We start from the raw sequence: 12,241 nt of genomic DNA on the forward strand, positions 1-12,241 counted from the left end.
CCCCTATCCCCTCCCCTCAAGGGGGAGGGGCAGCATTGTGCCTGTGGCGACATGGTGCCCAGAGATCCCGTTTTCGCTGTCCTAGAGGATCGGGGAGAAGAGCTTGGCCGCTTGGGCGACGAAGCGCCAGACGAGGGAGCGGCCGGTGACTTCGGCCGCGGAAACCTTCCGGCAGTGCTCGAAATCGGCAAGAAGCATACGCTCGACGGTGTCGATGGTCTCGTGGCCGGGAAACCAGAGGGTGATCTCGAAATTGATGGCGAAGGACCGGTTGTCGAAGTTCGTGCTGCCGATGGAGGCGATGCGATCGTCCATCAGCAGCACTTTCTGGTGCAGGAAGCCATCGGTATAGCGGTACATGGAAATGCCGTGCTCGACCATGGCATCGGCATGGGCGATGCTGGCGAGCCAGACCAGCAGATGGTCGGGCTTTTCCGGGAGCATGATGCGCACATCGACGCCGCGGATGGCGGCGGCATAAAGGGCCGTGCGCACGTCCGTATCCGGCACGAAATAGGGGGTGACGATCCATAGTCGCTCGCGCGCCTGCGCGATCACATCGGTGAACGCGATGGCGCACTCCTCGAGCCTGTCGGCCGGGCCGGTGCCCATGACGAGCACGGACTGGTCGCCGGGCGTCTGCACGAGCTCGGGCGGATCGGCGGGCAGCAGCTCGCCGGTCGCCCATTCCCAGTCTTCCCGGAAGACCAGGGCGCAGGCGAGCGCGGCGGGGCCGCGCACGCGCACATGGGTGTCCCGCCAATGGCCGAAGCGCGGGTCCTCGCCGAGGTACTCAACGCCGATATTGTGGCCGCCGACCCAGGCGATCTCGCCATCGGCGACGACGATCTTTCGGTGGTTGCGATAGTTGAGCCGCGCGGGGCCGTACATGCGCAGGAACCGGTGGCGCCGGTTGAAAGCGGCGATCTTGACGCCGGCGGCGCGCAGGCGCTCGCGGTAGGTCTTGGGCAGGCCGGTGCTGCCCACCTCGTCGTAAATGAAGTAGACCTTGACCCCAGCCTGGGCCCGTTCGATCAGCCGATCGGCAAGCTCGCGGCCCAGCCGGTCGTCGCGCACGATGTAGAACTGGATGAGGATCTGCGAGCGGGCCCTGGAGATGCCGTCGAAGATGGAATCGAAGGTCTCCTTGCCGTCGATCAGCACCTCGACTTTGTTGCCGGAGAGGAAGGGCAGCTCGGCCACGCCCGAAAGCACCGGCCATTCCTTGTCCGCCTGCTGATCGATGAGGGCCAGGTCACGCGCGCGCACGGGGCGCAGCGTGCGGCCGAGCTTGATGCGGTCGATGGCGTAATCGTCGAAGAATTTCCAGCCGAAAACGAGGTAGAGAAGCGCGGTCGGAAAGGGGAGGAGGAGGAGCGACAGCAGCCAGGCGATGGAGCCCTGGGAGGTGCGCGAATTCATCACCTCGCGCACGGCGCAGATCGCAGCGAGCGCATAATTGGCGGCGAGGATCAGGGCGACGAGGTGCAGGTCGGCCCGGAACGCACGCAGTATGTCGTCGACGCCGATCACGATCGCTCCCTGCCGGATTGGGGTGGCTTACCCTAAGGGCTTACCCAATCTGGGGAAACGGCGCGGATCTGGCAAGCGGTTACGCCGCTTCGATGTTGGCGAGCTCGGATTCGCTGACCACCCGGTTGCGGCCGGCGTGCTTGGCGGCATAGAGGCAGCGGTCGGCGCGATCGATGAGGGACGAGGCGGTATCGTCATCGCGCAGCATCGCGACGCCGAAGGAGGCGGTGATGCGGCCGAGCTTTTCGTTGGTCGAGCGCTTGAGGAGCTGCTTGGCCTGAATGGCCTTGCGGATGTTCTCGGCGGCGATGACCGCGCCTTCGAGGTCGGTGTGGGGCAGGATCGCGGCGAACTCCTCGCCACCATAGCGGGCGGCCAGATCCTTGCCCTTGATGTTGGACTTCAAGGTCATCGCCACCAGCCGCAGAACCTGGTCGCCGGTCTGGTGGCCGTGGGTATCGTTGAATTTCTTGAAGCTGTCGATGTCGAGGAGCAGCAGGCAGAGCGGCAGTCCGTCGCGGCGCGCCTCCGATATGGCCGCGGCGAGCCCCTCGTCGAAGCTCTTGCGGTTGGAAATCTTGGTCAGCGGATCGAGCAGGGACTCGCGGCGCACGTTCTCGAGGTCGCGGCGGAGCGCCGCGATGTCGTCGCGCGAGGCTTCCAGCTTCATTTCAAGATGCCGGTTGGTGTCCTGCATGCGCCGGGTCTCGGCCAGCAGGCGTTCGGCCATGGTCTTCAGCGCCTCGGGAGTGACCTCGGCCTCGAGATCGCCGCGGGCGGCCTGCAACGATCCTGAATAGGCGTTGGCGGTGACCATGGCGCTGTCGATGGCGTCGTGCACGGCCTCGATGCGTGCATGCATGCGCTCGGAGACGGCGCTGATGCGCTCGTCGAGGTCGGACTTCAGGAACTCGTTGTAGAGCGCCTCGGCCAGATTGACCGTGGGCGAGTGGCCCTGGCGGAAAATCTCGTTGATGCGGGTGTTCAGCGCCGGGTTGACGCCCGTGGCATAGGTATAGAGGAGCTCGTAGAAATTCGGATAGGGCGGAATGCTGCTGCGCTTGAGCAGGTCAAAGGCGGCATTCCCATAGCCAAGTACGCGCCTGTATTCCTGTTCCGACACGATGTCCTCGCGTTCTGCTCGGGCGCCCGCCGTTGGGCACCCCGACTACACACCATCTCGTCTAAAACTCGGTAAATATGCCCGCGCATGTACACTTATCAACGGGCAGAACATCAACTATCGCGGAAAATTTCCTGTACCCACAAATATTTATCGCGGGCGCGATACTTCTCGCAGCAGGAAGGCGGGCACCGGGCCGTCGGCGCCGAAGGGGGAATTCTCATCGATTCCGAGCGCTGCGGCCTCACGCGGGTCCGGCTTGCGGCGGGGCTCTTCCCGGCGCTCGTCGTCCTTGCGCGTATCGCCCCTTCTCGAAGTCCTGGCGGGCCTTGCCGGCTTGCCGGCCTCGGCCTTGCCGTCATCGGATTTGCGGCGGCGGGGGCCGCGGCGTTCTTCCGACGGTTCCTCGGCGGGAGCCGCAGTCGCGCTCTCGGTCCAGGGAATGTCGCGCTGGATGAGCTTGACGATGGCGTCGAGATGCTTGCTGTCGGCCGGAGCCACGAGGGTGAAAGCGGCGCCGGAACGCCCGGCGCGGCCCGTTCGGCCGATGCGGTGGATGTAGTCCTCGGCGTGGACCGGCACGTCGAAGTTGAAGACGTGGCTGACAGCGGGGATGTCGAGGCCGCGGGCGGCGACGTCGCTGGCGACGAGCAGCGTCAGCTTGTTGGTCTTGAACGCGTCGAGCGTTTCCATGCGGCTCTTCTGGTCCATGTCGCCATGGAGGGCGCCGACCGAAAAACCGTGGCGCTCCAGCGAGCGGGCGAGGGTGGCCACATCGCGCTTGCGGTTGCAGAAGATGATGGCGTTGGTGAGATTCTCGGCGGCGCGGATCTGGTCACGCAGCGCTGCGCGCTTCTCTTCAGGCTTGGAGCCGACCTTGATCAGCTTCTGGGTGATGGTCTCGGCGGTGGAGCTCTGCCGGGCGACCTCGATCTTGACCGGATCGCGCAGGAACCGTTTGGTCAGCTTCTCGATCTCAGGCGGCATGGTGGCCGAGAAGAAGAGGGTCTGCCGGCGCGGCGGCAGCAGGCCGCAGATGCGCTCGATGTCGGGCACGAAACCCATGTCGAGCATGCGGTCGGCCTCGTCGATGACGAGGATTTCGACGCCCGTCAGGAGGATGCGGCCGCGCTCGAACTGGTCGAGCATGCGTCCGGGCGTGGCGATGAGAACGTCGGCGCCGCGGTCGAGGATCTTGTTCTGGTCCTCGAAGGAAACGCCGCCGATGAGCAGGGCTACGGAAAGCCGGTGGTTCTTGCCGTACTTCTCGAAGTTCTCGTGCACCTGGGCGGCCAGCTCACGCGTCGGCTCGAGTATGAGCGTGCGCGGCATGCGGGCTCGGGCGCGGCCGCTTTCGAGGCGCGTGAGCATCGGCAACACGAACGAGGCGGTCTTGCCCGTGCCGGTCTGAGCGATGCCGATGATGTCCTTCTTGTCGAGGACATGCGGGATCGCCTTGGCCTGAATGTCAGTCGGCTTGGTGTAACCAGCCGCGGCGACGGCATCGGTGACTTTGCTGGAAAGACCAAGCCCGGAAAAATCTTCGGTCAAATCAGTGGTCCATTCATCATGCTCGGCCAAGACTTGCGTGGGGCAACGCCATGCTTGCCGACAATCGGTCGTAGGGCTCCCGGTGGGAAAAATAGATACGCCGCATCCGGGTTGCGGTGCCGGTCTTCCGCCTTTGTGGCGATTGTGATGATCGACAGTTGTCTTGGGCTCCTCAGCGAGCCGACTTGCCGCCGGCCGAGCGCGCTGAAAAATCCAGGCGGCGCGGACCATAACGCATGGACTTCTCAAGTCAACGGTATTTCAAGGATTTGCTGAAGTTGGCGCGCAAGTTCATCAAATATCGAGGTCCGTGACGAACGCAGCATTCTCCTGGATGAATTCGAAACGGGCCTCGGGGCGAGTACCCATGAGGCGATCAACCGTAATCTTCGTCTCGTCGCGATCGTCGACGACCTTGACCTGGAGCAAGGTGCGGGTCGCCGGCGCCATGGTCGTCTCGCGCAGGTGCGCGAAAGGCATTTCGCCCAGGCCCTTGAAGCGGGTGATGTCGACCTTGCCCTTGCCGGAGAACTCGGTGGCCAGCAATTCGTCCTTGTGGGCGTCGTCGCGGGCATAGGCCGTCTTGCCGCCCTGAGAGAGGCGGTAGAGCGGCGGCATGGCAAGGTAGAGGTGGCCCTCGTCGATGAGCTTGGGCATCTCCTGGAAGAAGAAGGTGATGAGAAGCGAAGCGATGTGGGCGCCGTCGACGTCGGCGTCCGTCATGATGATGATCTTGTCGTACCGCAGGTCGTCGCCGCGGTAGCGTTCGCGCGTGCCGCAGCCGAGAGCCTGGATCATGTCGGCGATCAACTGGTTGGCGGCCAGCTTGTCGCGGCTGGCGCCGGCGACGTTGAGGATCTTGCCGCGCAGCGGCAGGACGGCTTGTGTCGCGCGGTTGCGGGCCTGCTTGGCGCTGCCGCCGGCGCTGTCGCCTTCAACGATAAAGATCTCGGCGCCCTGGGCGGCGGTCTGCGTGCAATCGGCTAGCTTACCGGGGAGGCGGAGCTTCCGCGTCGCGCTCGCCCGGTCGATCTCCTTCTCCTTGCGGCGGCGCAGGCGTTCCTCGGCGCGGTCGACCGCCCAGTCGAGGAGCTTGCCGGCCTGGTTAGGGGAGGCGGCGAGCCAATGGTCGAAGGCGTCGCGCAGGGCGTTGTCGACGATGCGGGTCGCTTCGCCCGAGGCGAGCTTGTCCTTGGTCTGGCCGACGAACTCGGGCTCACGCACGAAGACGGAGAGCATGGCGCTGCATCCGGCGAAGATATCCTCGGCAGTCAGGACGGCAGCGGCCTTGTTCTTGGTGAGTTCGGCGTAGTTCTTGAGGCCGCGCAGCAGTGCGGTGCGCAGGCCCGTTTCGTGCGTGCCGCCATCGGGGGTGGGCACGGTATTGCAGTAGGAGGAGATGCCGCCGTCGCCGAGGGTCCAGGCGATGGCCCATTCGACGGCGCCGTGCCCGCCGGGACGGCCGGCGCTGCCCGAGAAGATCTCCTCGACGATGCGCGTCTCGCCCTCGATGCGCGCACCCATGAAGTCCTTGAGGCCGCCGGGATAGTGGAAGGTCGCCTTGGCGGGCACCTCCTCGCCGGCAAGGGACTCATCGCAGCTCCAGCGCAGTTCGACGCCGCCGAAGAGGTAGGCCTTGGCGCGGGTCATGCGGAAGAGGCGGGCGGCCGAGAGGTGGGCATGGGGCCCAAAAATCTCGGGATCGGGGTGGAAGCGCGTGGTCGTGCCACGCCGGTTGTTGACCCGTCCGACGGTCTCGACGGGTCCCAGCGGCTTGCCGCGGGAATAAGCCTGGCGGTAGAGCGTCTGGTCGCGCGCGACCTCGACCACCATATCGTCGGAAAGCGCGTTGACGACCGATGCGCCGACGCCGTGCAGACCCCCGGAGGTCTCGTAGGCCTTGGAGTCGAACTTGCCGCCCGCATGCAGCGTCGTCATGATGATCTCGAGCGTCGAGCGCCCGGGGAACTTGGGATGGTTCTCGACGGGCATGCCGCGGCCGTTGTCGGTAACGGTCACGTGCCCGGAGGCTTCGAGATGCACCTCGATGCGGCTGGCGTGGCCGGCGATGGCCTCGTCCATGGAATTGTCGATCACCTCGGCAAAGAGATGGTGCAACGCGTTGGCGTCGGTGCCGCCGATATACATGCCCGGACGCCGCCGCACGGGCTCCAGCCCCTCGAGCACCTCGATATCGTGCGCGGAATAGGATCCCGATGCCGCCTGGGGAGCGCGCGCGGGCTTGGCGGCCTGCGGCTTGGCCGGGGCTGGGGTGGAAGCGGGCTCGTCTGCGAACAGGTCTTCAGCTTGCGACACGTGCAATTCCGTCTGGGGGCCGAATCGGCATTTCTTGCTTTCTAGCATAACCCAAGCGCCGCCGGGATTTGCCGCGCCGACGCACCGGTCGGGCAACTGCACGGAATTGGGGCGTCAAGATGAACCGAAGATGAACGGCGGGGACGATCGCGGTTCACACCTGGTAGTGTAGGAAGAACGGTCAATCCGATGGTCGCCTTTGGAACGGCGACAGGCGTTCGGCGATTGAGCGAGGCGGACGCTGCGCCTATTGTTGGGCGAGAGCATGGCGGAAAGTACGATGACCAAGCCTGGACCTAGAGTTTTCATCCGCACCGCGGCGACGGTCGCGCTGCTGGCGTGCCTGATGGGCGGCCCGGCGCTGGCGCAGCCCTATAGCGCCTTCGGCCTGCAATTCTGGAACGATACCCATGAGCCCCGCAAACCGGAGCTCGGGATCTGCATGACGGATCGCCAGATCCGCCAGGCGATCGCCGCGCGCGGCTACGCCGACATCTCGCTCAACGTTGCCGGCGACCGCCGCATCCAGGTGCGCGCCACGGAGGGAGGGACCGTCTACCTCCTCGATTTCGATTTCTGCAACAACACCATCATCGATCGGCAGGCGCTGAGGTAGGGGACCGGTCGCTCAACCCGTCCCAAGATCGGTCGACAGTTTTACCAAGCGTTTGCTTTCTTTCAGGACTTTCTTAAGGGCGCGCTGTTAGACATTTCCCATACGGTCTGTGTCTGGAGTTGCCGTATGCGGGAAGCGTCGCCGAACGGTATTGCGTTGATTTCGGCCGATGTTCCCAATTCCCGATCCGCTGGATGGGTGCGAGCCGGATTTCTTGGTACTGCGTACCGGCTTGCCCATCTGGCTGTTCCTAGATCGTTCTCCATCCTCGCGTGCACCGCCTTCTTCTATCTGGTCTGACGCTGTTGCCGCGGCGCATCTCGCGTTCTATAAGGCGTCCGCCGTTCAACCCAAACCAGAGGAGGGCCGCGTGATGTTCCGTTTCGATCCCCACCGTCAGCGTGGTCCTGTCTTCGCCCTGCGGGTCATGCCTGCAGGGCCGGCAATGAACGGGAACTGACGCCTCTACGTCACACTCGATCGCTGGTCCGCAACGTCATAGTTCGCGCGCGCATAGATGCCGCGGACAGATTGCACCAGGGCGCCTTTGCGCCACTATATACCAGCGAGAAATTCCCATGGGCTCCATCAGCCTTCGCAATGTCGGCGTAGTCGCCGGCGAAACCCTTTTCCAGAACCTCAACCTCGTGCTCTCGGACGGCGACAGGCTCGGGCTCGTCGCCGGCAATGGCGGCGGCAAGACGACGCTGCTGCGCGCCATCGCCGGAACCGCCGAGCCGACCCATGGCGAGGTCGTGCTCTCGCGCGGACTGACCGTCGGTTATGTCGAGCAGGACGTGCTGTCGCGTCTCCTTTCCATGCGCCTTTGGGATGCAGTGGCCGACGCCCTGCCGCCCGAGGCGCGGCGCGACGAGGCCTGGCGGGTGGACGTAGCGCTTGACGAATTCGCCACGCCCGTCGCGTTCCGCGACCGTGTGCTGGCCGAACTCAGCGGGGGTTGGCAGCGGCTGGCGCTGATCGCGCGCGTGTGGGTGACTCAGCCCGACGCGCTGCTGCTCGACGAGCCGACCAACCACCTCGATCTTGCCCGCATCTTCCAGCTCGAGGAGTGGCTCAACCAGGCGGCCCGGTCGATCCCGGTCGTGATCGCCAGCCACGACCGGCGGTTCCTCGATGCGACCACCAACCGGACGCTGTTCCTGCGGCCGGCAGAGTCGCGGTTCTTCTCGCTTCCGTATTCGCAGGCGCGGGCGGCGCTCGACGAGGCGGACGCTGCGGACGCGGGCCGGCAGGAGAAGGAACTCAAGGAAGCCAAGCGCCTGCGCCGCAATGCGGGCGAACTCTACAATGTCGGCATCAACAGCGGCAGCGACCTGCTGCTGGTGAAGGCCAAGCGCCTCAAGGCTCGCGCCGCGGCCATCGAGGAGGCGCAGAAGGCGCTGCACAAGGAGCGCAGCGGCGACATCCGTCTTTCCAACCGGGATACGCATGCGCGGGTGCTGGTGACGCTCGACGGCCTCATGGTCACGACGCCCGCGGGCGAGCCGCTGTTCCGCACCGGACTCGTCCACGTCTTCAAGGGCGACAGGATCGTGGTGCTGGGGCGCAACGGGACGGGCAAGTCGCAGCTCATGAAACTCCTCGTTCGCGCCATGGCGGGGGAGGAGATCGACGGCGCCCGGGTGACGCCTTCGGTGGTGCCCGGCTATGCGGACCAGGCGATGTCGCAACTGCCGGAGCGGGAGACGCCCGAAGACTTCATCTCCAGGCGCTTTGACGTGCCGGATCAGCGCGCCAAGAGCCTTCTGGCCGGAGCGGGGTTCGCCATCGAGAAGCAGGGCCGGCCGATCGGGGAGCTGTCGCTCGGGCAGCGCTCGCGGCTGGGACTTCTCGCGCTGCGGCTGGCCGAGCCCAACTTCTACCTGCTCGACGAGCCGACCAACCATGTCGACATCGCCGGCCAGGAGCGGCTGGAGGCGGAGATCCTCGACAAACAGGCGAGCTGCATCCTCGTCTCGCACGACCGGGCGTTCGTCGATGCGGTCGCCAGCCGCTATTTCCTCATCGAGAAGGGAAGGCTGAACGAAGTTGACGGTCCCGAGGGCTTCTACCGGCAGATGCAGGCAGCGGGGGCCTGAGACACATATCCCGCGGGCGGGCGAGAACCCGCCCGCCATGATTGCCGCCTCCTCAACGCAAAGCTTCGGATTTGCGGCAATTGCTCAACGCTCGCTTCAGGGAAATCCCCTACGTTCGCCCCGGATTTCCGCGCTTGGGGGACCCAGAATGGGTGGTTCGCGGTTGCCGATCCCGGACGACGCGGAAGCGCCGCAGCGGGACGTACGCTTCATCGGTGCGGTGGCAGGACGCTACGCGCTTTCCGGACGCCGGGCTAACGCCGCGGGCGGCGCCGAGATCTTCGCCTGTCGTCTTTGCTCGATTTCGCCGTACATGGGGGTGCTGGTCGCGCCGGTGATCGGGCGTGCCGGCGATCGCGTAACGGCGCATTTCGACGCCTTCGGAATCCTGCGCGGAAAAGTGCTGCGCCGGGTGGATTCGGGCTTCGCCTTCGGCATCGACGGCGCGGAGGACGAGCGGGCAAGGCTCGCCGCCAAGATCGGCTGGTACAAGAAGCATGTGCTCCAGCAGCTGCCGGACCGGCGCGAGCACAAGCGCTGGGCGCCACGTGATCCGCGCTCGATCATCACCTTCGGCGACAGCGTGCAGGTGCCGTGTTTCGTCATCGACGTTTCCTGCTCGGGAGTTGCCGTCTCCGCCGCGGTCACGCCCGAGATCGACACGCCGCTGGCGGTCGGCCGGATCGTCGGGCGCGTGGTGCGGTACCTCGACGTCGGCTTTGCGGTGCGGTTCGTCATGACGCAGGAGGCCGAGGCGGTGGAGGGGCGCCTCCTCATCCGCTGAAAATTTCCAGGGGCAGAGTCGATCGGCGGTTTCCCGTTCGTCATTGCGCATTCGCAACACTGCCTTTGGAGGCTCGCACCATGTCTTTCCAAGTCACCGCCGTCTATGCATCCATCCTCACCGTCTGGATGATCGTCCTCGCCAACATCGTCAGCGCCAAGCGCGGGCAGACGGGCATATCGATCCTGCACGGCGACAACACCGACCTGGCGCTCTGGATCCGCCGCCACGGCAACCTTGCCGAGAACCTCGCTGTCGCACTGCTGCTGATGGCGCTCTGCGAGGCCCGCGGCCTGCCGGCGGAGTGGCTGCACGCAATGGGCGTGCTGCTGGTCGTCGCGCGTATCGCCCATGCCGCCGGGCTTGATTCGGCCAAGCCGGCCGCGCCGCTGCGCCTTGCCGGCGGGATCGGCACGCAGGTCGCGATGCTGGGCGCGGTCGTTTATCTCGTCTGGTCGCTTTTCTAGAGAAAGTTCGACGGCCGGAGTCGATCGAGTCACCGGCCGTTCGTCATTGCGCACCATCCTTGCTGGATGGATGATCGTGAAGCCAATGGAGATTCCGAAATGAAGTACATGGCCCTTATCTATGCCGAACCCGGTTCGTCGCCCGCCTACGGCACGCCCGAGTTCGGTGCGTTCATGGCCGCCTACCAGGCGGCGAACGAAGCCTTTGCCCGCGATGGCGTGCTGGTGCTCGGCGAGGCGCTGGAGACCGCCTCGACGGCAACGACGCTGCGCGTGCGCGGCGGCAAGCCCGAAACGATGGACGGCCCCTTCGCCGACTCCAAGGAGCAACTCGGCGGGTTCTATATCTTCGACTGCGCCAATCTCGATGACGCGCTGCGCTATGCCGCGATGATCCCGACGGCGAGCTATGGGGCTGTCGAGGTGCGCCCGATCCAGAACTTCGGCTGACCGCAAGTGGGCATGACGGACAGCCAGCCGGTCGGGCAGGCCCTCGCGGCGATCGTTCGCGAGGACGGCGGGCGGCTGCTGTCATGCCTCATCACAAACCTCAGGGACTTCCAGCTCGCCGAGGACAGCCTGCAGGACGCGCTGGAATCGGCGCTGGTGCACTGGGGGCGCAGCGGTCTGCCGCACTCACCCTCGGCCTGGCTCATGCGCACGGCGCGGCGCAAGGCGATCGACCGCCTGCGCCGCGCCGCCAATTTCCGCGCCAAGGCCGGTGCGGTGGCGGTGCTCGAGGAGATCATCCGCGCCGAGCCGGAGGTGGAGGAAGGCAGCGCTATCCCAGACGAGCGCCTGAAGCTCATCTTCACCTGCTGCCATCCGGCACTCGACCGGCAGACGAGCGTGGCGCTGACGTTGCGGTCCGTCGCCGGGTTGACGACCGAGGAGATCGCCCGCGCCTTCGTCGTCAGCGACGATTCGATGGCGCAGCGGCTGGTGCGCGCCCGGCACAAGATTTCGCGCGCGGGCATCCCCTACGAGGTGCCGCAGGCCGAGGGGCTCGCCGAGCGGCTGGATGCGGTGCTGGCGGTGATCTACCTCGTCTTCAACGAGGGCTACAGCGCCGGGGAGGGGCCGCTGGTGCGGATCGACCTCTGCGAGGAAGCGATCCGGCTGGCGCGGCTGCTCGACAGCCTGATGCCCAAGGTGCCGGAGATCGAAGGCCTGCTCGCCCTGATGCTGATGCACCATGCGCGCAGCGGAACGCGCATCGGCGGGGCGGGCGAGATGGTGGCGCTCGAAGACCAGGACCGGTCGCGCTGGGACAAGGCGCGGATCGCCGAAGGCGCGGCGCTCGTCGAGCGGGCGCTGCGGCGGGGCCGGCCGGGTCCTTACCAGCTGCAGGCGGCGATCGCCGCGATCCATGCGGAGGCGGAGAGTTTTGCCGATACCGACTGGCGCGAGATCGCGCTCATCTATCGCGAGCTGATGGCGATGCGGCCCAATCCGGTGTTCGAGCTCAACCGGGTGGTCGCGGTTTCCTATAGCGAGGGAGCCGCGGCGGCGCTGGACCTCATCGCGCCGCTGGCGCCAGTGCTTGCGGGCTACCAGCCGTTCCATGCGGTGCGCGCCGATCTGCTGGCACGGCTCGGGCGCGGATCGCAGGCGCGGGATGCCTACGAGAAAGCGATCGCGTTGTCGCAGTCGGAAGCCGAGAAGCGGTTTCTCGCGGTCCGGATGGGGAAGATCGCCGCCGGAGGGTAGTTGTCGAAATCAGATCGGACCGCTCGTTGTGAAGGCAGCTGA

General features: G+C 65.8%; 10 protein-coding genes. 6 read left to right on the forward strand and 4 right to left on the reverse strand.

Annotated elements, in window-relative coordinates:
- Positions 1-81 precede the first annotated feature (81 nt).
- The 4 genes from cls to parE form a co-directional block, all read right to left on the reverse strand.
- Positions 82-1,533, reverse strand: a complete 1,452-nt coding sequence (cls, locus tag VE25_RS18185) for a cardiolipin synthase (RefSeq protein WP_244466977.1) — start codon at positions 1,531-1,533, stop codon at positions 82-84.
- Between the two features lie 79 nt (positions 1,534-1,612).
- On the reverse strand, positions 1,613-2,656 hold the full coding sequence (locus VE25_RS18190) for a GGDEF domain-containing protein (protein WP_083989041.1): 1,044 nt from the start codon (positions 2,654-2,656) through the stop codon (positions 1,613-1,615).
- Positions 2,657-2,806: 150 nt separating this feature from the next.
- Positions 2,807-4,207, reverse strand: a complete 1,401-nt coding sequence (locus VE25_RS18195; protein ID WP_046110088.1) for a DEAD/DEAH box helicase — start codon at positions 4,205-4,207, stop codon at positions 2,807-2,809.
- A gap of 294 nt (positions 4,208-4,501) precedes the next feature.
- The gene (gene parE / locus VE25_RS18200; protein WP_046110089.1) at positions 4,502-6,523 is read right to left on the reverse strand and encodes a DNA topoisomerase IV subunit B; all 2,022 of its coding nucleotides are present in this window, start codon (positions 6,521-6,523) and stop codon (positions 4,502-4,504) included.
- Positions 6,524-6,803: 280 nt separating this feature from the next.
- Between parE and VE25_RS18205 the strand changes: the two genes are divergently transcribed.
- The 6 genes from VE25_RS18205 (at position 6,804) to VE25_RS18230 (ending at position 12,199) form a co-directional block, all read left to right on the forward strand.
- Positions 6,804-7,139, forward strand: a complete 336-nt coding sequence (locus VE25_RS18205; protein WP_046110090.1) for a hypothetical protein — start codon at positions 6,804-6,806, stop codon at positions 7,137-7,139.
- A 578-nt stretch (positions 7,140-7,717) separates the two neighbouring features.
- Positions 7,718-9,238: an ATP-binding cassette domain-containing protein gene (locus tag VE25_RS18210; RefSeq protein ID WP_046110091.1), complete on the forward strand. Its 1,521-nt coding sequence runs from the start codon at positions 7,718-7,720 to the stop codon at positions 9,236-9,238.
- Positions 9,239-9,386: 148 nt separating this feature from the next.
- Positions 9,387-10,022, forward strand: a complete 636-nt coding sequence (locus VE25_RS18215; protein WP_052732077.1) for a PilZ domain-containing protein — start codon at positions 9,387-9,389, stop codon at positions 10,020-10,022.
- An 80-nt stretch (positions 10,023-10,102) separates the two neighbouring features.
- Positions 10,103-10,489, forward strand: a complete 387-nt coding sequence (locus VE25_RS18220; protein WP_046110092.1) for an MAPEG family protein — start codon at positions 10,103-10,105, stop codon at positions 10,487-10,489.
- A 99-nt stretch (positions 10,490-10,588) separates the two neighbouring features.
- Entirely contained in the window at positions 10,589-10,939 is a 351-nt protein-coding gene (locus VE25_RS18225) for a YciI family protein (RefSeq protein WP_046110093.1), read from the forward strand.
- A gap of 12 nt (positions 10,940-10,951) precedes the next feature.
- On the forward strand, positions 10,952-12,199 hold the full coding sequence (locus VE25_RS18230) for an RNA polymerase sigma factor (protein WP_046110094.1): 1,248 nt from the start codon (positions 10,952-10,954) through the stop codon (positions 12,197-12,199).
- Positions 12,200-12,241 lie beyond the last annotated feature (42 nt).

It is taken from the genome of Devosia geojensis, from assembly GCF_000969415.1.
Taxonomy (GTDB): domain Bacteria; phylum Pseudomonadota; class Alphaproteobacteria; order Rhizobiales; family Devosiaceae; genus Devosia; species Devosia geojensis.

Bases quoted from the DNA above. Each gene is read 5' to 3' on its own strand.
- VE25_RS18225 (WP_046110093.1), top strand. From the start codon at position 10,589: ATGAAGTACATGGCCCTTATCTATGCCGAACCCGGTTCGTCGCCCGCC.
- VE25_RS18230 (WP_046110094.1), top strand. From the start codon at position 10,952: ATGACGGACAGCCAGCCGGTCGGGCAGGCCCTCGCGGCGATCGTTCGC.
- VE25_RS18210 (WP_046110091.1), top strand. From the start codon at position 7,718: ATGGGCTCCATCAGCCTTCGCAATGTCGGCGTAGTCGCCGGCGAAACC.
- VE25_RS18215 (WP_052732077.1), top strand. From the start codon at position 9,387: ATGGGTGGTTCGCGGTTGCCGATCCCGGACGACGCGGAAGCGCCGCAG.
- VE25_RS18220 (WP_046110092.1), top strand. From the start codon at position 10,103: ATGTCTTTCCAAGTCACCGCCGTCTATGCATCCATCCTCACCGTCTGG.
- VE25_RS18205 (WP_046110090.1), top strand. From the start codon at position 6,804: ATGACCAAGCCTGGACCTAGAGTTTTCATCCGCACCGCGGCGACGGTC.